Here is a 22,605-nt window from a genome sequence, read left to right on the forward strand (position 1 = left end):
CTTAGTCGTCGCCTACGCGTTCAATATCCGCGCCGACCAGCGCCAGCTTTTCTTCCAACCGCTCATAACCGCGATCCAAATGGTATAGGCGGCGGACTTGCGTTTCGCCTTCTGCGGCGAGGCCGGCAATCACCAAGCTCATCGACGCTCTTAAATCAGTCGCCATCACTTCCGCGCCAGTGAGCGTGTCTGTCCCGCGCACCACGGCGGTGCGGCCATTGGTTTCGATATTGGCGCTCATCCGGTTGAGTTCGGGCACGTGCATGAAACGGTTTTCAAAGATCGTCTCGGTCAGAACGCTGGTCCCTTCCGCTTTGCAGAGTAGCGCCATCAGCTGCGCCTGCATATCTGTCGCCAATCCCGGGAAAGGTGCAGTGGTAAGATCTACCGCCTTGAGCGGACCATTGGCTGCAACCGTCACGCCGGTCTTATCGCTCGTTACCTCAACGCCGATATCCCGCAATGCCTGCAAAGTTGACGTCATATCATCCGCTTTGGCACCATCGAGATGCACTTCACCGCCGGTTATGGCAGCCGCGCAGGCATAGGATCCCGCCTCGATACGGTCAGGCATGACTTTATACGTCGCCCCGTTCAGCCGTTTAACACCGTGTATAGTCAGGTCAGAACTGCCGATATTTTCAATTTCTGCGCCCATCGCGACCAGCAAATTACACAAATCGACAATTTCCGGCTCGCGCGCGGCATTGGTCAACCGCGTGGTGCCATTAGCCAATGATGCGGTCATCAAAGCGTTTTCAGTCGCTCCAACAGACACCACAGGGAAGGTATAGTCACCGCCCGGAAGCCCGCCATCTGGTGCGTGAGCCCGAACATATCCTGCCGCCAATTCAATTTCCGCACCCATCGCTTCCATCGCTTTGAGATGCAGATCAATCGGACGGTTACCGATCGCGCAGCCGCCCGGCAGCGACACTGTCGCTTCACCCGCCCGTGCCAGCATGGGGCCAAGCACCAGAATCGATGCCCGCATCTTGCGCACCAGATCATACGGAGCAACCGTCGAGGTCAGCCTGGCCGCCTCATATGTCACCACCCGGCCGAATTCTTCCGGACGATTGCCGCGAATCCCCGTTGAGACACCAAACTGCGTCATCAAATGCTGGAAGCCATCAATATCCGCCAACCGCGGCAAATTACGCAGAGTCAGCGGTTCCTCTGTCAGCAACGCGCAGGGGATCAGCGTGAGGGCTGAGTTCTTCGCGCCAGAAATGGGGATGCTGCCCGATAGGCGTTTTCCGCCTTGTATTACAATCTTGTCCATCGCGGTGGTTTAGCCAGAATGACCAAGAGGGCAATACCAATGCAGCCGGTAACGTCATCGAAATACGTTTCCACTAGTTGACGGATCATCCATAGTAACCTTACGTCGAGACCTTATGACCCAGCGCAAACCGATCAAAAAAGCCGTTTTCCCCGTCGCCGGCCTCGGCACACGGTTCCTTCCCGCTACTAAAGCGATCCCGAAAGAGCTGCTTCCGATCGTCGACAGGCCGCTCATTCAATATGCCGTGGACGAAGCGCGCGAGGCGGGAATCGAGCAAATCATCTTCGTAACCGGCCGCGGCAAAACCGCTATCGTCGAACATTTCGATGTCGCTTACGAACTCGAAGCGACCATGGGCGAGCGTGACAAGGATATGTCCGTGCTCGATGCGACCCGCGCAACCCCCGGCGATATTATTACAGTCCGCCAGCAAGTTCCGCTTGGCCTTGGTCATGCGATCTGGTGCGCGCGGGCGATTGTTGGCGATGAACCTTTCGCCATTCTGCTGCCCGATGAATTGATGGTCGCGCAAAAGGGCGGCGGAACCGGCTGCATGAAACAAATGGTCGACGCCTATAATGAAGTTGGCGGCAATCTGATCAGCGTGCTGGAAGTGCCGCATGAGGAAGTGAGCAGCTACGGCGTGATTGATCCGGGCGCATCTAATGGCGCGCTCACCGAAGTGAAGGGCCTCGTCGAAAAACCACCTGTGGATCAGGCCCCGTCCAACAAGATCGTATCGGGCCGCTATATCCTGCAACCCGAAGTCATGCGGACGCTGGAAAATCAAGGCAAAGGCGCTGGCGGCGAAATCCAATTGACCGACGCGATGGCCAAGATGATTGGCGATCAGGCGTTTAATGCGGTCACATTCCAGGGCCGCCGTTTCGATTGCGGCAGCAAGCTTGGCTTTGTCGAGGCGACATTGGCGCTGGCGCTGGAGCGGGACGATATGGGCGCAGATGTCCGCGCGATGGCCCAGCGATTGTTGGGATAAAGTAGGAAAGACACGGTCCCACCGGTTTTCGAAACTGTGACTTTGCAAATTTTTGGCGGATTTTTAGTCGGTTAGCTACCCGCCCGACTATACGGCTGTGACCTTTGCCGCGAAATATGTGTGACTTTTGCGGGCTGGAGCTGAGCGTGTGCCAATTGCTGTATGACAGAGCGGACGATGAGAAAGAGCATGGCGCACTTAATCCGTATCATCTGAGTAGGAAACATGTCCACCCGCCAGCCCGGCGTCCGAACAGCGTGCTGCCCAGAAGCCTAAGGCGCCGAGCGTTATTTCGATAGCCGCTTCCCGAAAAGGCTGGATTGTCAGCTGGTCTATCTCTTCAACATAGGCACCCAACAGCCTGCTTAACCCAACGAAGATGAAAATTACTGCGGCAATTAGGCTGCGCTGGCGGGATGACAAAGCCATGTAGCCCCCGAGCAGTAGTATGAAAGCGATTCCTATTTCGCCCCCACCGATCATCGCACGCACGGCTGTGCGTGCAGAAGGTTGGTCGAGATTGATCGCGTAATAGCCCAGAATTTCTGGGTGGATCAGAGTAACCGCTCCCAACCCGAGAAAAATGCAACCCGCAATTACAGGGTAGATACGGCTAACGATACTATGGAAACGCACCGTCATAGAAACCGCCTTGTGTGGCTCTTATAGTCCAAATATTCTTGGCCATATTGTTGTTCCAGCCACGGTTCTTCAAAAATTGGGGCGAGCAGATACATGGTCGCCCAAAGCGCCAACAATATCCAAACAACGCCTGTGTTTGCGAGAAGCCCCCAGCCGATCATCCCGATCCATGTGGCAACGTAGACAGGATTCCGGCTGATGCTGAACCAACCTCGGGTCTTAAGACCATTCTTTTCACCAAAGGCATTGCGCCAACCCATCTGAAGAGTGATCCAAAAAGCGAGGGAGAACCCCGTCACCAGCAAAACAATGCCAACACCATATTGCGCAAGCGCATATGCGGAAGGCACAGGCTCGAATGACAAAAGCGAAAGCCCCACCATTGGGTAGAGGAATAGGCGAAACAACCCCATAAACGTGCGGTGCTGCCAACTATCCTTTGAGGGTGGCGGGAAAAATTCAAACATCCCGGTCGAAACAGCAAGCAAGGATAGGAAGATGATCGCGCAAACTGCGCTGGCCGATATTCCAAACAGTATCCATGATAGGGAATAGGGTAGATCGATCATCGGCGGCGCTCCTACAGCCAACGCCGCGTCTGCCGGCGATATGCGGCAAAGGCGCTGCCAAAGTTTTCTTTCAGAACCCGCTCTTCCGGGATGATTTGCAAGAAGGTAATCGAAGCCATGAAAAGCAGTGGTCCGCCCAAGGCGGTGGTGTTCTGAATGGCCAAGGCAACAGCAACAAGAAGCAGCAACATCCCGAGATACATCGGGTTTCTTGTAAAACGGTATGGGCCTGTCGTTACCAATCGCCCTGCCTTTTCGGGCGCAATCGGGTTAACTGTTGTCTCCTCCTTCGCAAATGATCGAACAGAGATCAGCACCATCAGCAACCCCGCCAATGCAATTGGGATAGATAGCCAAAATATGGGTGCGGACTGATACGCCAAAGCGAGGGTGTTTGCCGCCAAGCAATACGTCGCAATTGCGCACAGCAAGAACTGTAAGAGCGGCGGAAAATAGAGCTTTCTCGGCGCTTTATAGGGCTTTGATGGGCGGGATTTGGTCATCGCTTCACTCTCTTGATTGTGATTCGATGCAAGTGATACAGTCTACAGTCACTATAGAGGCAAGCGGGAAGACTCATTTATATGAAACCACTGACAATTGGCCGCCTCTCTCGTGCGGCAAACGTCAAAGTGACCACCATCCGCTATTATGAAACTATCGGGCTGATGGGCACACCAGACCGCAGTGCAAGCGGGCAAAGGCTGTATGGGATGGTTGATGTGGAGCGCCTGTCGTTCATCCGGCACGCCCGCGAACTTGGCTTTTCGATAGATGCTATCAAGGATTTGATCCGATTACAGACCGCCCCTGATCAGGATTGTTCTGCAGTGGACTCAATCGCCCAACAGCAGCTTGTCGAAGTGCAAAAGCGGCTTGCTCAACTTGAAGCCTTAGAACGCGAATTAAAACGCATGATCGAAAATTGCCGAGGTGGCGAAATTGATGGGTGCCAAGTCATGGCCGCGATCAACAACCACGCTGAATGCGAGTCAGAAAAGCATGAACGGTTGAAGCCGCTATGACGCTAAGCCAGCGTCAGACCGCCATCGACTATGAGTGTCTGTCCTAGAATATAAGACGATAATGGGGATGCCAAGAACATGGCGGCGCCCGCCATTTCGGCTGGCTCGCCCATCCTACCCACAGGGATTTTGGCAAGAGCGCCTTCCAAACGCCCCGGATGATCGGTGGTGACTTTGGTCATCTTCGTAGCCACGAAGCCCGGTGCGATGCCGTTTACCCGGATACCGTCACCAGCCCAAGACGCCGCGAGTGTTCGCACCAGGGCGACCGCACCGGCTTTTGATGCAGCATAGGCCGGGTTGCCCAAGGTCGCGTGGAAGGCCGCAGTTGAGCTTACCACAATCAAAGCACCACCGGTCGCGGCAAGCGCATCATGAAACTTACGGGCGCAGTCCATTACGGAATTGAGATTGATATCCATTACCGCGTCCCAGCCCTCCCGTTCAAATTCTGCCCGGCGATATTTCACTGCACCTTGGCACAGGATGAGAACGTCCAGCTGATCGAATGACGGGGCCGCATCCACCGCGTCTGGATTGCCCACATCCACCGATGTGTAGTGCAGCCCTTCCAAATCGGAGCCTTCTACGCCGTCATAATCTGATGCCTGCGCCCGGGTGCCCCATACATTCACTTGCGCACCGCGTTGCCGAAATGCTTGCGCCATCCCGTTACCGATTCCGCTGGAGCCACCAACTATCAGTACCCGCTTACCGGCAAAATCAAGCGGATCGGTCATGCGGCAGAGGCTTTGATCCGGAGCGGCAGCGTTTTCAAGCCGCCAACAAAGGTGGATTTGGACCGCGCGGGTTCACCGGCCAGCTCGATACTGTCGAGCTTATCCAGCAATGTCTCAAACAGGATACGCATTTCGAGCCGCGCCAGATGGAGCCCCAAACATTGATGCCCGCCCGCGCCAAAGGCCAAATGGCGGTTGGGTGAACGCGCCGCATCAAAAGTGCGCGGATCATCAAACTGGGCAGGATCGTGGTTGGCCGCGACATAATTGATCATCAGCCAATCGCCTTTTTTGATCTGCTGCCCGCCGATCTCCACATCCTCGGCCGCTGTGCGCATAAAATGCTGGACCGGGCTGGTCCAACGGATCGCTTCTTCGACAATCCCCGCAAGCAGCGACCGGTCCGCTTTAACGCGGGCAAACTGCTCCGGATCTTGTGCCAAGGCCAGCATCGCGCCCGCGGTTGAGGCCGATGTCGTATCATGCCCGGCGGCGGCCAGAATGATGTAGTACCCCATCATATCGCGGTCATTCAGCGGTTCGCCATCAATCAACGCGTTGGCAATTGTGCTGGCGACATCGCCGGTCGGATTGGCGCGTTTTTCTGCGGTGATCTTGGCAAAATAGGCTTCAAAATCCTTGACCGCACCCGCGACCAATTGGGTGATCTGCTCCACCGTCATGTCTTTCATGCCTGACTGGTTCAGATCTTCATCCTGCCCGCCGAACATTTGCTGGGTCAGCATTAGCATGCGCGGTTCGTCTTCTTCAGGCACGCCCATAATCTGCATCACCACGTGCAGCGGATAGGGCGCTGAAACGAGCGGGACAAAATCGACTATGTCGGTTCCGGCATCGATCAGCCGCTGCACCGTCGCATCGGCCAAGCTACGGATTTCATCCTCTACCGAGCGCAGATTCTTTGGCATGAACCATTCCTGCGTCAGCTTGCGGTACTTCATATGAACTGGCCCATCGAAGGTCACCAGGCTGGCCACCATATGCGGGCTGCCGCCGGTCATTTGCTTGGCGAATTCGATCCCCTCATTAAGAGAGAATACCACCGTGCGCGGATTGTTGAGGAAGGTCTGATTATCCTTCGACACCCGCATCACATCGTCATAGCGGGTGATCAGCCAGAACGGGTCAAACACCCCCTCCTGATCCGGCAGAACTTTGACCACCGGCGTAGCTGCGCGGATATGGTCAAATGCGTCGAGGAGATTGTCCCAATCCGCATAGGACGCCGGATCAATTACCGTGCGCGCCAACTTGCCCTGTATGGTTGGTTCTTGAGTGGCCGAAGCTTCGCTGCCCATGTTACGCCCCCTGCTTTGCGGCGATCTGATATTCTTCTTTCAGCTTGCGCTTATACAGCTTGCCATTGGCTTCGCGTGGCAACTCGGCTCTGAAATCAAACACTTTAGGCATTTTGAGGCGCGCCAGCTCGCCAGACAGATAATCGGTCAATTCGGCTTGAAGCTGGTCGCCCGCTTCGTCCATCGACACAGGCTGTACCACGGCGACCACTTTCTCTCCCATTTCCGGGCACGGCGCACCGATCACGGCAGCGTCCATAATCTTGTCATGGCTCACCAGCAGATTTTCGACTTCCTGCGGGTAAATATTTACGCCACCGGAAATGATCATATTGCTGCGGCGGTCGGTCAGATAGAGAAACCCGTCTTCATCCAGCCTCCCGATATCCCCCAGCGTCGTCCAGCCTTTAGGGTGGGTGGCTTCTTTGGTTTTGGCATCGTCCTTATGATACGCGAACGGGTAAGGACTTTCAAAAAAGATCACCCCTTCATCGCCAACAGGGACTTCGTTACCGGCGTCGTCACATACATGGATAGTCCCCAGAATCGCACGCCCTACTGTGCCTTCATGCGTGACCCAGTCCGCGCTGCTGACCATAGTCATGCCGTTGCCTTCACTACCGGCGTAATATTCAAAGATGATTGGCCCCCACCATTCAATCATCGCGCGCTTGATGTCGGATGGACACGGAGCCGCTGCATGGATTGCGCTGGCGTGCGATGACAGATCGTATTTGCTGCGCACATCTTCGGGTAATTTGAGCATCCGCACGAAATGGGTTGGCACCCATTGGCTGCTGTTGATCTTGTATTTTTCGATCGCCGCCAACGCCCCTTCCGGATCAAATTTCTCCATGACGACGACAGTGCCGCCAAGCCGGTGGATCGTGCTAGACCACGCGAGCGGAGCAGCATGATACAGCGGAGCAGGCGACAGATAAATCGCGCTCCCGTCGGCCTTCATCTGGAAACCCATTGTGGCAAGACCCATCAACGGGACCGGGGCCTCTACCGCTGGATCTTCGGGTGGAGCGGGAAGAATACCCTTCGGGCGCCCGGTCGTGCCGGAGCTATACAGCATAACCCGGCCAACAACTTGGTCGGCAATTTGCTCGCTGGGCAGCGCAGCCAGAGTAGTCTCCCCGCCTGCACCAAAAGTCAAAGTCGGCAGGTCCGCCCCAAGACTGGGAAGCTCAGCAACTATTGCATCGAATTTCGGCGTGGTGATCAGCAGTTTGGCATCACTATCATCGAGGATATACGCGATCTCGCTGGCCGTGAGATGGGTCGAGATGGGCACAAGTACCGTTCCTGCACGCTGTGAAGCCCAATAGGTCTCATGATAGCGCGCGTTATTTTCCATCAGCACGCCAAACGCATCGCCTTCATTCAGGCCCTGCGCGCGCAACCAATGCGCCATGCGATTGGCGGCATCGTCCATTTCCCGGTAGGTTACAGTTTCTCCGCTGCCGGCCATGATAATGGCTGGGTGGTCGGGTTGGCTCTTGGCGAATTGAATGGGGTGCATTGGGGGTTCCTCTCTTAGGAACCATCCTATTCACACCATCGGCCTCCGCAAGTGAAAAGCGACGCCAAAAACATCCTGTCCGCGTGCCATTAAAAAAGCGGCGGGATCGATTGATCGATCACCGCCGCTTCAAAAAACAGACACCCTCTCCGATGTCGTCTTAAACTAGATAATGTGCAGGCTTAGCGCAACTTACCGGCCGCCGCGACCACCTTCGCCAGTTACCAAGGCGAATGCCCGCTGGGCGTCGGTTTCAGCCATATATGGCATCGGGTTCACCGCGCGTCCACTGATCCGTACTTCATAATGGAGATGCGGGCCGGTGGAGCGACCAGTGGAGCCGACATAGCCGATCACATCGCCCTTCTTCACCGCTTGACCGTCTGCAACCACCATGCGTGACATGTGGGCGTAACGGGTCTGCACTTGGGCGCCGTGTTCAATATATGTGACCAACCCATATGTGCGTGAACGATCTGCGCGGCTTACGATACCGTCGGCAGTCGCATAAATCGGTGTGCCGGTCGGGGCCGCCAAATCGATCCCGCTGTGATTGCGGCGACCGCCAAGAACGGGATGCGTGCGCATGCCATAGCTGCTGGACAAGCGCGCATTATCGACGGGCATACGTGAAGGGATAGAAATGCTGGGCATTGGCGCCGGGGCGATATCATCTGCACCATCAAGCGCTTCCCAGCGCGCAAACAATTCGCTGAATTGTTTGTCTCCGCCAGTAATTGCGTTGTTCGGTGCATCCACAATCGGCGCGGTCACATCAGCAGTAGCGGCGCTGGTATTGGCGATAGCTGGCGATGCAGCGACGGTGACAAAACCGGCAAATGCAAGAGAAGCAGCTGCCAAACCGCGTTTCAGAGATGATACGACCACAAATCGTCCTTTGTTTGCGACTTAAACCAAATCGCGAGGATCATTTTCGAAAAGCAAAAACCCGTTTCGGGGTCCCTTTATTTCGCTGATTGTGGGTTACAGTCGGAAACATTTACGAAGCAAGGCTGTCATAGAAGTCTCGCGACAAACCGGCTGCAAGACGCGCCGAGTCGTTGAACGGAGCCTTAAGACCGCCCCGAAAATGTTCCTGAACCAAGGATTTCCAACGTTTTTGTGGTGAATCACCCGGTGATTGTGTCGATTCTGTGCAATACGCGATGAAATGCTTGGTCCCTATCGCGACGTGCCGAATTTCGTCGTCCAGGATTCGCGCCAGTATTTTTGCGCCGTTCTCGTCACCTTGCGCGCGCACGCGCTCCAATGTGGCCGGCGTCACATCCAGCCCGCGCGCCTCCAGAACCATTGGCACAATCGCCAGCCTTGCCGCGACATCATGCGATGTCCGTTCGGCCGTTTCCCATAGACCGGCATGGGCAGGCAGAGCTCCGTAATAACTACCCAGCTGGCGCAGCTTGCGGTCGAGAATCGCGAAATGCATCGCTTCATCCGCTGCAACAGCCATAAAATCGGATACGAAATCCCGGCCCATCTGTTCGCCAAACCGCCCGGCCATGTCGAGCGCGAGGTCAATGGCGACGAATTCGATATGCGCCAAGGCATGCCACAGCGCTATGCGCCCTTTCGCGGACCCGCCTTTCCCGCGTCTGGGCATATCGCGCGGGTCCAACAGCTCTGGCTTGTCCGGCCATGCCGGGCGTTTTGGCATCGGCGTATCAAAGGTAAAGTCCAACCGGCCAAGCCGCCAATCCCGCGCCGCGTCGCGCGCCGCCATCGTCTTGGCGCGCGGATCAGCGGTTAACAATGCTGCGGACACAGCAGCGCTGAAAGAAGGCTTTGAAACGTTCAAAGTGCTTGCGCAGCCGCTAGGACTTCTTCCGCATGGCCTTTGACTTTCACCTTGTTCCATACCTGCGCAATCACGCCATCAGCACCCACCAGGATGGTGGTACGGACCATGCCCATATAGGTTTTGCCGTACATTTGTTTCTCGGTCCAAATACCCAACGTGTCGCTCAGCCCGCCTTCTTCTGCATCGGTGGCAAGCGCCACTGTCAGATCATGTTTGGCGATAAAGTTCTGGTGCTTCTTTGCCGAATCCTTGCTGATCCCGAGGATCGCGGTACCCGCTGCGTCGAAATCTGCCTTCATCGCGGTGAAGTCTTTCGCTTCTGTCGTGCAGCCCGGCGTGTTGTCTTTGGGGTAGAAAAACAGAACCAGTTTTTGCCCTGCGAAATCAGACGGCTTCACTTCCCCGCCTTCGGGCGTGCCCATCGCGATATCGGGAATTTTTATGCCTGCTTCGAGAGGGGTGCTCATGGGTCTATCTCCAATTCTATTCCAAAGATGCGGTGCCAGCTATCCGCTACATCATGGCGTGCTGCTGTAAACACGCGCGACAGGTCATTTGGGTCCCGGCATCCGCATAATTGTGCCAATTGCGCCGCGGCGCTGGGTGAAACCTGCTGCTGACCCGGTGCCAGCAGCCGCCCGGCGACGAGCAATCTAGTCATCATATCATGTGCAGCAATGAGTGCGTCAGGCAACAGATCAAGCCGCACCAATTCACGAACGGCCAGTCCCAGATCCGGGATCAGAGCCGCGCGTTCTTTCAGCTGCAAATAATGGATCAAAAATTCCAGATCGACGAGTGCCCCGCGAAGCAGCTTTGCATCTAACGGGCCATTCGGCTTTTTATGATCGGCCATTTGCTGCCGCATCGCCAACACATCTTCGCGCAGTTTCGTTTCATCGCGTTCCACCGCCAGCACATCAGCGAATACGCTTTCAATCCCGCTGCATATTGCAGGCGATCCGGTAAGCACCCGCGCTCTGGTGAGTGCCATATGCTCCCACGTCCAAGCATCTTCGCGCTGATATTTGGCAAAACTCTCTATGCTTACGGCCAGCGGACCTTGCGCGCCTTGCGGCCGTAAACGGGTGTCGACCTCATACAGCGCGCCTTGCGCTGTTGGTACGCTCACCGCGGCACTGATCCGCTGTGCCAGCCGGTTATAATATAGCGACGCCCCCAAAGGGCGTTCGCCATCGGACTCAGCGTCCTGCCGTCCGCTGAAGATATACACTATATCAAGATCCGACATATGGGTCAGCCGGCCGCCGCCCAAACGCCCCAGCCCGACAATCGACAACTCGCTGCCGGGAATGCGCCCATGCTTGACCGCGAATTCTTCTGCCGCAGCCAAGGCCGCTTTACATAAGGCTGCTTCGGCAACCCGGGCCAGACCGGCCGCCACATCCAGCGGATCGTGGATATTCTCAATCAACTGCACACCCAGCGCAAACCGCTTTTCGCCCGTAACGATGCGGATACGGTCGAGCGTGAATTCATAATCCGCCCGCATATCATCCCGGCCAATTTCTGCGGCAATAGCAGCCACATCGCTGGGCAGGTCGAGCGCGCTTTGATCCACCAAAGCGTCAAACAAGTCTGGCCGGTCACATAGATCATCCGCCAACGGATCCGCCAGTGTCAGAATGCGGATGAGCCGATCGAACAGTCCGGGCCGCGCTTCCAACAGGCGAAACAAGTTGATCGCGCTAGAGGCGCGTTCGAGAAAATTTTCCCACCTTAAAATGGCCCTTTGCGGGTCAGGCGCGGATGCCAAGGCTTCCAGCAAAGCTGGCGAAATCGCATCAAAAGCGGCAATGGCCGCACCGCTTTTGAGCGAACGGATGTGCCCGTCAGTCCACGAAGCGACGCGGCGGGCCAGCGCGTCTGGATCATCAAAACCCAATTGGGCAATATCGTTGCGCAAGGCACCGCCCGTCGGCGCTGCCGAGCTATTGCCGGGTTCTACGTCAATCAAGCGGTCGAACCGCGCAGCCACTTGATTGGTAATATCGGTCAGATCATCGAGCAGGGCCTGCCCGCCAGAATATCCACCTAGCTGCGCGACATTGTCCAGCGCATCACCACCGGGCAAGCTATGGGTCTGATGGTCATGAACCATTTGCAGCCGGTGTTCGATAATGCGCAGCCGGTCATACGATTCGCCCATCATCGCCGCATCCTCTGGCGTAATAACCTCTGCCGCTGCCAGACTATCCAACGCCCCGCGCGTACTGCGTGACCGCAAGCTTTCATCGCGTCCGCCACGGATAAGCTGATGCGTTTGTGCAAAAAATTCGACTTCGCGAATACCGCCGCGCCCTTGTTTTACATTGTAATCCGGCGACGGTGTGAGCGGCCCTTGATAAGTCTCCCTTATCCGGGCGGTCAGGCGGCTGATTTCTTCAATCGCGCCAAAATCCAGGCTGCGCCGCCATACAAACGGATTGATCGCAGACAGGAAGCTCTCGCCCGCGGCAATATCCCCTGCCGCCGCACGGGCACGGATAAACGCCGCCCGTTCCCACGACAAAGCGGACGATTCATAATGGGATAATGCCGCATTTAAAGAAATCGCCAGCGGGCTCACTTCGGATGCCGGGCGCAGCCGCAGATCAACCCGAAATACATAGCCTTCCGCTGTGGCATCGGACAGCGTCTGGACGATCCCGCGTGCATATCGTTGCGCGGCCTCGCCCGGCTCATCGCGGTCCCGCCGGGGCAAGGTGTCGGGATCATAGAGCAGGATCGGGTCAATATCAGAACTATAATTCAGCTCCCCCGCACCATGTTTCCCCAGCGCAATGCCGATGAACCCCTTCGGCTCCGCATCAGGCACGCGCTTGTTAATTACCGACCCTATCGCGCGGTCCAATGCCCGATCCGCGAAATCCGACAATTGCTGCATCACAAACCCGACCGGAAATGCGCCCGCCAGATCACCAATTGCCAATGTGGTGGCGAGCGCCTGTTTTTCACGGCGCAGAGCGCTGCCCGTTTCTGCAACACCATCACCGGCGGCAGCCGCAAAGGTCAGCGCCGAGCGGGCATCCCCATCCGCCAGCAAAGCTTCCAATTCCGGCTGACGATCCAGCGCATTACATAAATAGGGAGAGTGCGCCCGCGCCCGCGCGATCGCTGATCGCCAGGCTTCAAGTGGGGCCTCATATTCTTGTCGATGCTCAGACATTCCGTGGTCAGACATGACCATGCTCTTGCCCCGATTGGCTTCCTTTGCAATGAGGCACGTTCAACAAAATAGGATAATTTCATGATCCGCACTTTGATTGCCGCTTCCGCCGTCCTCGCTTTGGGCGCGTGTAAAGCCGCCCCGGAACTCGACATTCCTGACGCAGCACCGGGCGAAATCTCGCAAGAGACAATGGTCGATATCACGCGCACCCTGTCTTTGGATGAATTTGAAGGCCGGATGCCGGGCACGATTGGCGAAGAGAAAACTGTCGCCCTGCTGATCGAACAGTTTGAGCGTGTCGGCTTGAAGCCGGGCAATGGCGATAGCTGGGTCCAGAAAGTGCCGCTGGTGGAGATTACCGGCAAAGACTTCGCGCCTCTGACGGTGCAAGGCTCCAATCCTGAAGGGGAAGCCGTCGATCTCAGCTTCGATTTCGCCAAAGACTGGGTCGGGGTAAGCTACCGCGAAGAGGCGCAAACCACCTTGGCAGATAGCGAGCTGGTATTTGTCGGTTACGGTGTCAACGCGCCGGAGCGCGGTTGGAACGATTATGAAGGTCTGGATATGACCGGCAAAACCGCCGTCATTCTGGTCAATGATCCCGACTTTGGCACGGAAAGTCTGGAAGGCCCGTTCAATGGCAAAGCCATGACATATTACGGGCGCTGGACGTATAAATATGAAGAAGCCGCGCGCCAGGGTGCCGCTGGCGCATTGATTATTCACGACACAGAACCGGCATCCTATGGCTGGAATGTGGTCGAAAGCAGCTGGTCCGGCCCGCAAGCCTATGCCCAGCGTGGTGACAATGCACCGGCGCTCACCCAGATGAACGGCTGGGTGCGTAATGAAGTGGGCGCGCAAATCCTTGCCGCCGCTGGCCAAGATCTCGAAGCGCTCTCTGATCAGGCGAAAAGCGAAGATTTCAAAGCTGTGCCGCTCGGCCTCACTGTCGGCACAAGTTTTGCCAATGATATCCGCTCATACGAATCGCAAAACGTGATCGCGATGCTGGAAGGCAGCGAACGGCCTGACGAATATATCATGCATACGGCCCACTGGGATCATCTGGGCCGCTGTACCCCCGCCCCCGATGGCGATGATATTTGTAACGGCGCAGTAGACAACGCAACCGGCACCGCTGCCCTTGTGGCCTTGGCCGAAGCCCATGCCAAGGCGGGCGCACCCGCGCGCAGCTTGGTGTTTCTGGCGGTAACTGCGGAAGAACAGGGCCTGCTCGGCGCTGATTATTACGCTTCCAATCCGGTGTTCCCGCTGGCGCAAACTGTCGGCGGCATCAATATGGATGCCTTCCTGATCGCTGGCGAATCCAAGGATGTCACAGTGGTTGGCCCCGGCAAATCACGGCTGGATGATTTCCTGAATAAAGCGCTGGAAGCCGATGGCCGCGTCGCCACGCCAAACCCGTCGCCAGAAGCCGGCTATTACTACCGCTCTGATCACTTCGCTTTTGCCAAACGCGGTGTGCCAATGCTGTATGTTGATGGCGGCGAAGATCTTGTCGAAGGCGGGCGTGAAGCGGGTGAAGCTGTGGCCAAGGATTACCGCGAAAACCGCTATCACGGGCCAAAAGACGAATTTAGCGAAGACTGGGATTGGAGCGGCGTGATGGCCGATCTGCAATTGTTCTACCGTCTTGGCAGAATGTTGGGCAACAGCACCAGCTGGCCGGGCTGGGTCGAAGGCGACGAGTTTGAAGCCATCCGCAAAGACAGCTGCGCGGCGGCCGAAACCGGCTGCTGAACCCAGCGCTATTCTGACCTGACACGAAACGCCGGTTCATGACCTTTGCCATGCCGCCCGAATGGGCACCGCAGGACTGGTTGTGGATCGGCTTTCCGCATGACGCAGAAGAATGGCCGGGCTATCTCGCGCGGGCTCAGGAACAGATTGCCGCTTTCGCCAATGCAGTCGCCGAAAGCGGGCAAGAGGTGCGTTTACTGGTACGCGATGTTGCCAATCAAGGCCGCGCGGCGGAGCTGGTCAGCAGCGCAGTCACTCTCGAACAGCGCGTCTATGGCGATATCTGGCTGCGCGATACCGGGCCTTTGGTGTTGAGCGACGGCAGCTCCAGAAAAGCCGCGCAGTTCGGTTTTAATGGCTGGGGCGGCAAATATGAAATGCCGGGCGATACAGCCATCGGTGCAGAAATTGCAGACGATGCCGGTTTGGCAATCGACCAGCATGATTGGGTGCTGGAAGGCGGCGCGATTGATGGTGATGGGGCGGGACTGGTTGTCACTACCCAGCAATGCCTGCTCAATCCCAACCGCAACCCCGCGCTGGATCGTGAGCAGATAGAACAGCGGCTGCTGGATGATCTGGGCTTTGAACACATCCTGTGGCTGGGTGATGGCTTGATCAACGACCACACCGATGGGCACGTTGATAATCTGGCGCGGTTTGTGGCGCCGCGCACACTGGCTGTCGCCGTGCCAGAGGGCGCTGATGATCCCAATATCGCCATTTATGACGATGTGAGGCGCCGCGCCCATGCGGCGGGAATAAGCGTTTGCGATATACCCTCGCCCGGCCGTGTGATCCGTGACGGCGTGATCGAACCCGCCAGCTATGCCAATTTTGCCATCACCAGCCATTTGGTGGTGGTGCCAACATTCGGCTGCGCCAATGATGCAGCAGCGGTGAGCGCGATCAGCGCGTTATTTCCGGACCGCGAAACAGTTGGTCTGCCCGCAGATGCCGTGCTGGCAGGCGGCGGCGGGTTTCACTGCGCCAGCCAGCAGATGCCATCGCTTCATTCACCAAAGTGAACCCTTAACGCTTCGTTTACCTTTGCCTGTAAAAAGCACCCTATGGCAAAGATTCAAACCGCATTGCGCAATCCTGCACTGGCATCGCTCAAAAATGCCCGGCTGGAAAGTGACCGGCTGGAAAACACCCTGATGGAAAGTGCCCGCGCCGGGATAGTCATCGGTTGTGCAGCGGCATTGGCGCTGGCCGGAACTACGCTTCCATTCTAAGATAGCACGCTGAGGCGTAACCTTTCGCCTTTCGCCTGCGAATATCCCCCTGAACACGGATATCGCGGAGCATCTCTATGAAAATCGTCGCAACACTGGCTGGACTGGGATTGGCCGCCATTACCTTTTTGGCGATCAACCCGTCGGGTTCCGGTATGTCCGACGCACGGCTGGCCGATGTGGCCAAGGCCGCTCCGCTCGCATCTGCGGATGCCCCGGTTGTTCTGGAGCTATTCACCAGCCAAGGCTGTTCCTCTTGCCCGCCGGCAGACAAGCTCGCCGCGCAACTGGCGAAAGACCGGTCTTTGTTGGTGATCACGCGGCCGGTTACCTATTGGGATCGGCTGGGTTGGAAAGACACACTCGCGCGCGAAGAAAACACCGCATTGCAGCGCGCTTACGCCCGCAAAGGCAATGAAGGTGCTGGCGTCTACACACCGCAAATTGTCGTTAATGGCCGGCACGGAGCGGTCGGTTCCAACGCGCGCAGCGTCAGCGCTTTGTCGCGCAATGCCGCGATGACAAACCGGCCGAGCCTCGCTGTCACGCCAGCCGCAAATGGCGGCTATACCGTGCGCATAGACGGCAAAGTTTCTGGCGCCAGTGAACTTATGCTCGTCGCCCTATCCGCGCATGAAACGGTCCCAATCGCTCGCGGCGAAAATGGCGGGCGGTCGATCAGCTACACCAATGTGGTGCGCCGCGAGACGCGTCTTGCGCCCAGCAGCCCGGTGCGCCAGTCTTTTTCCATCGCAGCGCGCCAATTGCGCAACGCCAAGGCAGATAGATATGCGGTTATCCTGCGCCGGCCGGGCGCCGGACCGATCTTGGCTGGCCAATATCTTCGCTGAGGCTGCCCCCAAACGGCTAACCGTTAGAAACTCTATTTGACCCTGCTGCGCTGACCATCCGGTGTGTCGCTGCCAGCCGTGTCGAGCGGGATTTGATGCCATCCACAAACCGCCATTCGCAGCTGGCCTGCTGCGGAGTGAGCTCCACCGCCATATAGCCGCGCTGGCTGGTATCTGCCCATTGCAGCTCAGGATTGCGGCCTACTAAAGACTTTTGCATCACGTCCGGCGGCACCATCCCGAGATAGGTTTCAAGGCCAGGCGATGTCACGCCTTGCACACCAAACTCGGCACCGGCCCGTTCGCCATCATGGGCCAGATCAAACGCCCAGGCATTGTGAGTATCGCCCGCCAGTACCAGCAGGTTCGCATCCGCATTGAGGGCAGAGGCAAGCAATCGGTCGCGGGCTGCAGGATAACCATCCCAAGCGTCCATATTCAGGGGCAAACCCGCTTTGCTGGCAAGGGCAGCCGCTTGAAGCCGTGACCTGAATTCTTCCGGAGCCATTGCCGCAAGCCCCTCCAGCAAACTATCCGGACTGGCCAATTTGCCGACCAGCACCTGTTGGGCAAGCACTTGCCATATCTTGCCCGCTTTGCGCGAAGCGGCAAGGCCAGCGGCGAGCCAATCTTCCTGAGCGTTGCCCAGCATAGACCGCGCCGGATCGACATATGCGCCGTTCCGGAAGCTATCGAGCGATGCGGTGATGTCTTCCGTGCTGGTTGTTTCCTCCAGCACTTTTTCGACGCTAAACTGTTCGGACCGGGCGCCCAGGCGGGTTTCCAATCGGAACAGAGTGGCCAGATCGCCGACCTCATATTCCGCATAATCCGCATCCGATACAGGAAGCCATTCACGGTATGCGCGAACCGCTGCACGCTTGCGAGCGGCCCAATCGCCTTCGCTATCATCGTGGTTTTCAGCGCCGCCTGCCCAGCTATCATTGGCGCTTTCATGATCGTCCCAGCCCAGTATCATGGGGTAAAGCTGGGTCAGGCGGCGCAAATCCGGATCAGCGCGGTAACTCGCATGGCGCAGGCGGTAATCCGCCAAAGCCACGGTTTCGGTGTCCGGCCAACTGACCCGTCCTGCAACCTTCTGACTGGCCGAGGGATACCGGCCATCGGCATATTCATAGAAATAGTCACCAAGATGCAGGATCAGATCGAACGCGTTCTGCTGGGCTGCATGGCCATAGGCGTTGAAATATCCGAAGCCCAGATTTGAACAGGAAAACACGCCCAGCCGAAAATTGTCGACAGCGCCCGCTGGCAAGGTGCGTGTCCGGCCAACGTCAGAGAACGCGCCTGCCGGATCGATAAAGCGGTAATAATACCATGTGCCGGGCTGCAACCCTTCCGCGACGGGCTTAACGCAAAAGTCCCTTTCCGGTTTTGCCAGCACCGAACCGCCTGCGATGATTACCGAAAAGCTGTCATCAGCGGCCACTTGCCATTCAAGCGCTGTCTCCTGAAGCGCGGTGTAGCGCGTCCATAGAAGAACGCTGGTCGCGCTTGGCTCCCCGCTGGCCACCCCGAAACCAAAGCCGGTTGAAAGCCTGGCCGATGCGATTTCGGGAATGGCAGCCAATCCGGCCACGCCGGCGACACTGGCGCGAAACAGATCCCGGCGATTGAGCGCGGTAATGGCATTGGGCGTAGCGGCATCGGCGTTGATCATGACACCGCCCTAAACCCGATCTGCGTCAGCACCAAGACTCACACGCACCCAGACAAGGTAGCCAATCATTATGCAAAGGACACTTGACATTACCAAATTACAATGTAAATGACGCTTTACATAGTGAAAAGGAACATTGATCATGACTCATATTCATAAGGCTATTTTGCTGGCATTCGCCATGATCGGGATAGCGCTGTTGGCTGTGGCGGGGATCGTACCCGAAGAAACTGCCCAATGGGCGCCGCTTGCTCTGCTCGCCATTTTCCCCAGCGTATTGATGGGCAAGACGCGGAATTGCGGAGCAAAATCATGACAAATGAAAACGCGCCAACATCCGGCGGGCACAGCCCGTGGTTCTGGGCCGGTTTGATGCTGGCCTCTTATGCCATCATTTCCGCCCTCATTGTCACCAAAGCGATTGAACAAACGCCTTATCTGATATTCTTGATTCTGGTTCCGCTTGGCCTGACCTTCCCCTTAATGAAAGCCGCCAATCGCAGGGTCGATGACGGGTCATGCCTCGGCAAAGGGGAAGCGCAAAAACGGTATATAAAGCGCGTTGCCGTATCCACATCCGCCTATCTTGCTGCGTTTGCATTAATGACATTCGCCACCGCCAGTGGCGATCCGCCCATAGCTTTGCGCGCATTTCTGGCGATACTGCCCGGCCTAGCCATCATCGGCATCTTCTGGGCCATTGGGCGTCTGATTGTGGAGGAGCAGGACGAATTTATGCGGATGCTGATAGTCCGGCAATCGCTGGTTGCAACCGGATTTGCGCTCAGTGCGGCATCAATCTGGGGCTTCTTAGAAGCTGCTGACGTCGTACCACATCTGGATGCCTATTGGGTTGCCGTCGCATGGTTCGCCGGTTTGGGGCTGGGCGCAATTATGAACCGCGTTCAATACGGAACCTGGGGCGCGGTATGAAGAACTGCCTCAAGGTTCTCAGGGCTGAAAACGACTGGAGCCAACAAGACTTGGCAAACCGATTGGGCGTGTCACGGCAGAGCGTCAACGCCATCGAAACCGGGAAATATGATCCATCGCTGCCTTTGGCCTTCAAGATCGCTGATATCTTTGCTATGACCATCGAGGATATATTCGAGCGGGGGCAAGAAGAAGGGGAATAGAATGCGCTTTACAGTTCTTCTATTAGCTGCCGCGCTGGCCGCCTGTGGGGGTGCCGATAAGGCTGGCCAATGCGATGATCCCATCACTCTTCCCGCGCTTTACTGACATATTGGCATCGACAGCCGATCATCTGAAGCACCGTGCCTGACATCCAATTCCACACCCTGCCATCCGGGCAGAAAATCGCCTACCGTTTCCATGACGGTTTGGGGCCAACATTGGTGTTTTTGCCAGGCTACATGTCCGATATGGATGGCGGCAAGGCAACCGCGACAATGGATTGGGCGCAGGCGCATGGCCGGTCCTGTGTGCTGCTCGATTATTCGGGATGCGGTTCAAGCGATGGCGATTTCGCAGATGGAAGTTTGAGCCAGTGGCGAGATGAAGTTGCCGCTCTTATCGATATATTGCCGATTGATCAGGTAACACTGATCGGATCATCAATGGGCGGCTGGCTCATGCTGCTGGTCGGGGAATATTTGGGTTCAAAGCTGAAGAGTATGGTGGGTATCGCCGCCGCACCGGATTTTTCCAGCTGGGGTTTTGACGAAGGACAAAAGGCCAAACTGACGGCTGGTGAGACAGTCTTTGAAGACAACCCTTACGGCCCCGAACCCACGCCAACCCATGCGCTGTTTTGGCAGGATGCAGAAACTCTCAAACGCCTGAACAGATCAATCCCGATCGACTGCCCGGTGCGCTTGTTACACGGCCAGCAAGACAACGATGTGCCTTGGGATATTAGTATGCAGCTTTCCGAAGCGCTTCGTTCTGCTGCGGTACAGGTCCATTTGGTCAAAGACGGCGACCATCGCTTGTCGCGGGATCAAGATATTGCACTGCTGCTATCCGTCTTGGAAAATCTCCCGGCCGACCCCGACTAATCGTTTTCGGAGATTGTCTGTTGTTATCTGCCGCTCTTATTTTTGCCCTACAAGTGGGCCCCAACCCCTCTGCGCCGGCGCTGGAACCACTGCCATTTGAACTGCGCAGGCAGCAATCCCAACAGGAGCAGGCCGAGGTAACGCCGACTGCTGACCCGCTGGCATTATGCCTGATACGTGCCGAGGAAGACCCTGTGGCGGCGCAAGCCGAAGCCAATATCTGGTTGGAAACCACAATTGGTCTGACACGTGCCCATGGGCTGCATTGCCGCGGCTATGCCGAAGCGCAAAGCGGCAATTGGGAAGCCGCCGCCGCCAGTTTCGTGGCGGCGCGCAGTGAACCGGCGGTCATCAACTCAAAATACAAAGCACGGCTGGGCGCGATCGCCGCCAACGCTCTTATCACATCCGGGGATGCGCAGGGCGGCCTGGCCATGTTGGATCAGGCCATTCCCGATGCCGCCAGGAGCGGTTTTGCCGCTTTGGAAGCAGAAATGTGGCTCGACCGCGCGCGGGCGCAAGTCGCTCTGGGCGAGACCGAGGCTGCTGGCGTCTCTCTCGCCTCTGCCCGTAGATTGGCCCCCGGCAGTTCGCAGGCGTGGTTGCTATCGGCGACCTTGGCCCGGCGTAGCGGTGATCTGGAGACAGCCCGCAGCCAGATTGAGCAAGCTGCGAAGCTTAACCTGACCAATCCCGAGATTGCGCTGGAAGCGGGGGTTATCGCAATCTTGGCAGGCGATGAAGACAGCGCCCGACAAAACTGGCAGACAGTGATCACGCTAAACCCCGATTCACCCGCAGCCGCAACCGCGCAGGGCTATCTGGAGCAATTGACCACAGAATGATTCCGCTATCCGTTCTTGATCTGGTGCCCGTGCGCGAAGGGGGCTCTCTTACAGAAGCCTATGCCGCATCCGTGTCACTGGCCCAAGCTGCCGAACAGCACGGCTATAAGCGGTTCTGGGTGGCGGAACATCACGCGATGGAAGGTATCGCCGGCGCAGCGGCTTCGGTTGTGCTTGCGCATATCGGAAATGCCACGTCCAGCATCCGGATCGGGTCCGGCGGGATTATGCTGCCCAATCACAATCCGTTTGTGATTGCTGAACAATTCGGCACGCTGGACGCGCTGTTTCCCGGCAGGATTGATCTGGGGCTGGGCCGTGCACCGGGCGCGGATCAGCGATTTGGCCAGGCCTTGCGCAAGAACCTTGGCCAAGCAGCCGAATATTTCCCCAATGATGTGGTGGAACTGCACGCTTTGTTAACCGGTGATATTGATCTGCCAATCACAGCCACGCCCGGTATGGGCGCAGCGGTCGATATGTGGATGCTGGGCTCCAGCCTGTTTGGCGCGCAATTGGCGGCCAAGCTCGGTCTGCCCTACGCCTTTGCCTCGCATTTCGCGCCTGATCATCTGGACGAAGCATTGTCGATCTACCGGCGGGATTTCCAACCCTCTGCGGCTTTGGATCGGCCCTATGCAATGGCGGCCATGACAGTGATCGCCGCCGATAGCGATGACGAGGCGGAATGGATCGCATCGTCCCAATTGCAAGCCTTTGTAAGGCTGCGCAGCGGCACACCGGGCAAGCTCCCCCCGCCGATTGAAAACTACCGCGACAGCCTACCGGCACCTGCCAAAGCCATGCTCGCCCATATTGGTCAAGCCAGCGCGATCGGTTCCCCGCAAAGGGTGAAGGACACGATTGAGGCATTCATCAAGCGTACCGATGCGGACGAGATAATCGTCGCGGGTTCAACCTATGACCCTGAACATCGCACCCGGTCTTTGGCACTGACCATGAACGCACTTGCCGCCTAGGCTCCCTTGCCCTTAGGCGCGTAGCAGTGAAATCACCTACCGTAGGGTCAACCCGGCTTGCAGGCCTGATCGCTGTCGGCTATTTGCGCACAATAAATAAAGCAG

General features: G+C 57.1%; 24 protein-coding genes. 12 read left to right on the forward strand and 12 right to left on the reverse strand.

Annotated elements, in window-relative coordinates; translation table 11 throughout:
* Nucleotide 1: 1 nt before the first annotated feature.
* Nucleotides 2–1,285, reverse strand: coding sequence for a UDP-N-acetylglucosamine 1-carboxyvinyltransferase (gene murA / locus HKD42_RS10450; RefSeq protein ID WP_170013114.1), 1,284 nt, complete (start codon nucleotides 1,283–1,285; stop codon nucleotides 2–4).
* A 115-nt stretch (nucleotides 1,286–1,400) separates the two neighbouring features.
* On the opposite strand from murA, the gene galU reads away from it, so the two are divergent.
* Nucleotides 1,401–2,285 (forward strand): UTP--glucose-1-phosphate uridylyltransferase GalU, encoded by an 885-nt coding sequence (galU, locus tag HKD42_RS10455; protein WP_170013116.1) that lies wholly within the window; start codon nucleotides 1,401–1,403, stop codon nucleotides 2,283–2,285.
* A gap of 198 nt (nucleotides 2,286–2,483) precedes the next feature.
* Here galU and HKD42_RS10460 read toward each other — a convergent pair whose 3' ends face one another.
* The 3 genes from HKD42_RS10460 to HKD42_RS10470 all read right to left on the reverse strand — a co-directional run bounded on the left by HKD42_RS10460 (nucleotide 2,484) and on the right by HKD42_RS10470 (nucleotide 3,999).
* On the reverse strand, nucleotides 2,484–2,927 hold the full coding sequence (locus HKD42_RS10460) for a DUF4345 family protein (protein WP_170013118.1): 444 nt from the start codon (nucleotides 2,925–2,927) through the stop codon (nucleotides 2,484–2,486).
* Nucleotides 2,924–3,394, reverse strand: a complete 471-nt coding sequence (locus HKD42_RS10465) for a methyltransferase family protein (protein ID WP_170013120.1) — start codon at nucleotides 3,392–3,394, stop codon at nucleotides 2,924–2,926. The genes HKD42_RS10460 and HKD42_RS10465 overlap by 4 nt, the downstream gene beginning before the upstream one ends.
* Nucleotides 3,395–3,507: 113 nt before the next feature.
* A complete protein-coding gene (locus HKD42_RS10470) occupies nucleotides 3,508–3,999 on the reverse strand; it encodes a methyltransferase family protein (RefSeq protein ID WP_170013122.1) in 492 nt (163 codons plus the stop codon).
* A gap of 81 nt (nucleotides 4,000–4,080) precedes the next feature.
* On the opposite strand from HKD42_RS10470, the gene HKD42_RS10475 reads away from it, so the two are divergent.
* Nucleotides 4,081–4,521 (forward strand): MerR family transcriptional regulator, encoded by a 441-nt coding sequence (locus HKD42_RS10475; protein WP_170013124.1) that lies wholly within the window; start codon nucleotides 4,081–4,083, stop codon nucleotides 4,519–4,521.
* Between the two features lie 2 nt (nucleotides 4,522–4,523).
* Here HKD42_RS10475 and HKD42_RS10480 read toward each other — a convergent pair whose 3' ends face one another.
* The 7 genes from HKD42_RS10480 to glnE form a co-directional block, all read right to left on the reverse strand.
* Nucleotides 4,524–5,261 carry an SDR family NAD(P)-dependent oxidoreductase gene (locus HKD42_RS10480; protein WP_170013126.1) on the reverse strand — a complete coding sequence of 246 codons (738 nt, stop codon included), beginning with the start codon at nucleotides 5,259–5,261 and terminating at the stop codon, nucleotides 4,524–4,526.
* Entirely contained in the window at nucleotides 5,258–6,580 is a 1,323-nt protein-coding gene (locus HKD42_RS10485) for a cytochrome P450 (RefSeq protein WP_170013128.1), read from the reverse strand. The genes HKD42_RS10480 and HKD42_RS10485 overlap by 4 nt, the downstream gene beginning before the upstream one ends.
* Before the next feature lies 1 nt (nucleotide 6,581).
* Nucleotides 6,582–8,108 (reverse strand): acyl-CoA synthetase, encoded by a 1,527-nt coding sequence (locus HKD42_RS10490; RefSeq protein ID WP_170013130.1) that lies wholly within the window; start codon nucleotides 8,106–8,108, stop codon nucleotides 6,582–6,584.
* Nucleotides 8,109–8,300: 192 nt separating this feature from the next.
* Nucleotides 8,301–8,996 carry a M23 family metallopeptidase gene (locus HKD42_RS10495; protein WP_343042327.1) on the reverse strand — a complete coding sequence of 232 codons (696 nt, stop codon included), beginning with the start codon at nucleotides 8,994–8,996 and terminating at the stop codon, nucleotides 8,301–8,303.
* A 112-nt stretch (nucleotides 8,997–9,108) separates the two neighbouring features.
* Entirely contained in the window at nucleotides 9,109–9,891 is a 783-nt protein-coding gene (locus HKD42_RS10500; protein ID WP_343042328.1) for a ferritin-like domain-containing protein, read from the reverse strand.
* Between the two features lie 29 nt (nucleotides 9,892–9,920).
* Entirely contained in the window at nucleotides 9,921–10,394 is a 474-nt protein-coding gene (locus tag HKD42_RS10505) for a peroxiredoxin (protein ID WP_170013134.1), read from the reverse strand.
* A complete protein-coding gene (gene glnE, locus HKD42_RS10510) occupies nucleotides 10,391–13,132 on the reverse strand; it encodes a bifunctional [glutamate--ammonia ligase]-adenylyl-L-tyrosine phosphorylase/[glutamate--ammonia-ligase] adenylyltransferase (protein ID WP_246236971.1) in 2,742 nt (913 codons plus the stop codon). The genes HKD42_RS10505 and glnE overlap by 4 nt, the downstream gene beginning before the upstream one ends.
* 66 nt (nucleotides 13,133–13,198) lie before the next feature.
* Between glnE and HKD42_RS10515 the strand changes: the two genes are divergently transcribed.
* From HKD42_RS10515 to HKD42_RS10530, 4 genes are all read left to right on the forward strand, one after another.
* On the forward strand, nucleotides 13,199–14,884 hold the full coding sequence (locus HKD42_RS10515) for a M28 family metallopeptidase (protein ID WP_170013136.1): 1,686 nt from the start codon (nucleotides 13,199–13,201) through the stop codon (nucleotides 14,882–14,884).
* Between the two features lie 38 nt (nucleotides 14,885–14,922).
* Complete coding sequence (locus HKD42_RS10520) at nucleotides 14,923–15,912, forward strand: agmatine deiminase family protein (RefSeq protein WP_170013138.1); 990 nt, start codon at nucleotides 14,923–14,925, stop codon at nucleotides 15,910–15,912.
* A gap of 42 nt (nucleotides 15,913–15,954) precedes the next feature.
* Nucleotides 15,955–16,122, forward strand: a complete 168-nt coding sequence (locus tag HKD42_RS10525; RefSeq protein WP_170013140.1) for a hypothetical protein — start codon at nucleotides 15,955–15,957, stop codon at nucleotides 16,120–16,122.
* 77 nt (nucleotides 16,123–16,199) lie between these two features.
* Nucleotides 16,200–16,973, forward strand: a complete 774-nt coding sequence (locus tag HKD42_RS10530) for a DUF1223 domain-containing protein (RefSeq protein WP_170013142.1) — start codon at nucleotides 16,200–16,202, stop codon at nucleotides 16,971–16,973.
* A gap of 16 nt (nucleotides 16,974–16,989) precedes the next feature.
* On the opposite strand, the gene HKD42_RS10535 is transcribed toward HKD42_RS10530, so the two are convergent.
* On the reverse strand, nucleotides 16,990–18,654 hold the full coding sequence (locus HKD42_RS10535) for an alkaline phosphatase D family protein (protein ID WP_170013144.1): 1,665 nt from the start codon (nucleotides 18,652–18,654) through the stop codon (nucleotides 16,990–16,992).
* 142 nt (nucleotides 18,655–18,796) lie between these two features.
* On the opposite strand from HKD42_RS10535, the gene HKD42_RS10540 reads away from it, so the two are divergent.
* The 6 genes from HKD42_RS10540 (at nucleotide 18,797) to HKD42_RS10565 (ending at nucleotide 22,500) form a co-directional block, all read left to right on the forward strand.
* Nucleotides 18,797–18,970 carry a hypothetical protein gene (locus HKD42_RS10540; protein ID WP_170013146.1) on the forward strand — a complete coding sequence of 58 codons (174 nt, stop codon included), beginning with the start codon at nucleotides 18,797–18,799 and terminating at the stop codon, nucleotides 18,968–18,970.
* Nucleotides 18,967–19,587, forward strand: coding sequence for a hypothetical protein (locus HKD42_RS10545; protein WP_170013147.1), 621 nt, complete (start codon nucleotides 18,967–18,969; stop codon nucleotides 19,585–19,587). The genes HKD42_RS10540 and HKD42_RS10545 overlap by 4 nt, the downstream gene beginning before the upstream one ends.
* Nucleotides 19,584–19,790, forward strand: coding sequence for a helix-turn-helix transcriptional regulator (locus HKD42_RS10550; protein ID WP_170013149.1), 207 nt, complete (start codon nucleotides 19,584–19,586; stop codon nucleotides 19,788–19,790). The genes HKD42_RS10545 and HKD42_RS10550 overlap by 4 nt, the downstream gene beginning before the upstream one ends.
* A gap of 141 nt (nucleotides 19,791–19,931) precedes the next feature.
* A complete protein-coding gene (locus tag HKD42_RS10555; protein WP_170013151.1) occupies nucleotides 19,932–20,675 on the forward strand; it encodes an alpha/beta fold hydrolase in 744 nt (247 codons plus the stop codon).
* 20 nt (nucleotides 20,676–20,695) lie between these two features.
* On the forward strand, nucleotides 20,696–21,520 hold the full coding sequence (locus HKD42_RS10560) for a tetratricopeptide repeat protein (RefSeq protein ID WP_170013153.1): 825 nt from the start codon (nucleotides 20,696–20,698) through the stop codon (nucleotides 21,518–21,520).
* A complete protein-coding gene (locus tag HKD42_RS10565) occupies nucleotides 21,517–22,500 on the forward strand; it encodes an LLM class flavin-dependent oxidoreductase (protein WP_170013155.1) in 984 nt (327 codons plus the stop codon). The genes HKD42_RS10560 and HKD42_RS10565 overlap by 4 nt, the downstream gene beginning before the upstream one ends.
* The last annotated feature ends 105 nt before the right edge of the window (nucleotides 22,501–22,605 follow it).

Source organism: Pontixanthobacter rizhaonensis (genome assembly GCF_012972675.1).
Taxonomy (GTDB): Bacteria; Pseudomonadota; Alphaproteobacteria; order Sphingomonadales; family Sphingomonadaceae; genus Pontixanthobacter; species Pontixanthobacter rizhaonensis.

Coding starts and splice junctions, on each gene's coding strand:
- murA (WP_170013114.1), bottom strand. CDS start 1,285: ATGGACAAGATTGTAATACAAGGCGGAAAACGCCTATCGGGCAGCATC.
- galU (WP_170013116.1), top strand. CDS start 1,401: ATGACCCAGCGCAAACCGATCAAAAAAGCCGTTTTCCCCGTCGCCGGC.
- HKD42_RS10460 (WP_170013118.1), bottom strand. CDS start 2,927: ATGACGGTGCGTTTCCATAGTATCGTTAGCCGTATCTACCCTGTAATT.
- HKD42_RS10465 (WP_170013120.1), bottom strand. CDS start 3,394: ATGTTTGAATTTTTCCCGCCACCCTCAAAGGATAGTTGGCAGCACCGC.
- HKD42_RS10470 (WP_170013122.1), bottom strand. CDS start 3,999: ATGACCAAATCCCGCCCATCAAAGCCCTATAAAGCGCCGAGAAAGCTC.
- HKD42_RS10475 (WP_170013124.1), top strand. CDS start 4,081: ATGAAACCACTGACAATTGGCCGCCTCTCTCGTGCGGCAAACGTCAAA.
- HKD42_RS10480 (WP_170013126.1), bottom strand. CDS start 5,261: ATGACCGATCCGCTTGATTTTGCCGGTAAGCGGGTACTGATAGTTGGT.
- HKD42_RS10485 (WP_170013128.1), bottom strand. CDS start 6,580: ATGGGCAGCGAAGCTTCGGCCACTCAAGAACCAACCATACAGGGCAAG.
- HKD42_RS10490 (WP_170013130.1), bottom strand. CDS start 8,108: ATGCACCCCATTCAATTCGCCAAGAGCCAACCCGACCACCCAGCCATT.
- HKD42_RS10505 (WP_170013134.1), bottom strand. CDS start 10,394: ATGAGCACCCCTCTCGAAGCAGGCATAAAAATTCCCGATATCGCGATG.
- glnE (WP_246236971.1), bottom strand. CDS start 13,132: ATGTCTGACCACGGAATGTCTGAGCATCGACAAGAATATGAGGCCCCA.
- HKD42_RS10515 (WP_170013136.1), top strand. CDS start 13,199: ATGATCCGCACTTTGATTGCCGCTTCCGCCGTCCTCGCTTTGGGCGCG.
- HKD42_RS10520 (WP_170013138.1), top strand. CDS start 14,923: ATGACCTTTGCCATGCCGCCCGAATGGGCACCGCAGGACTGGTTGTGG.
- HKD42_RS10525 (WP_170013140.1), top strand. CDS start 15,955: ATGGCAAAGATTCAAACCGCATTGCGCAATCCTGCACTGGCATCGCTC.
- HKD42_RS10530 (WP_170013142.1), top strand. CDS start 16,200: ATGAAAATCGTCGCAACACTGGCTGGACTGGGATTGGCCGCCATTACC.
- HKD42_RS10535 (WP_170013144.1), bottom strand. CDS start 18,654: ATGATCAACGCCGATGCCGCTACGCCCAATGCCATTACCGCGCTCAAT.
- HKD42_RS10540 (WP_170013146.1), top strand. CDS start 18,797: ATGACTCATATTCATAAGGCTATTTTGCTGGCATTCGCCATGATCGGG.
- HKD42_RS10545 (WP_170013147.1), top strand. CDS start 18,967: ATGACAAATGAAAACGCGCCAACATCCGGCGGGCACAGCCCGTGGTTC.
- HKD42_RS10550 (WP_170013149.1), top strand. CDS start 19,584: ATGAAGAACTGCCTCAAGGTTCTCAGGGCTGAAAACGACTGGAGCCAA.
- HKD42_RS10565 (WP_170013155.1), top strand. CDS start 21,517: ATGATTCCGCTATCCGTTCTTGATCTGGTGCCCGTGCGCGAAGGGGGC.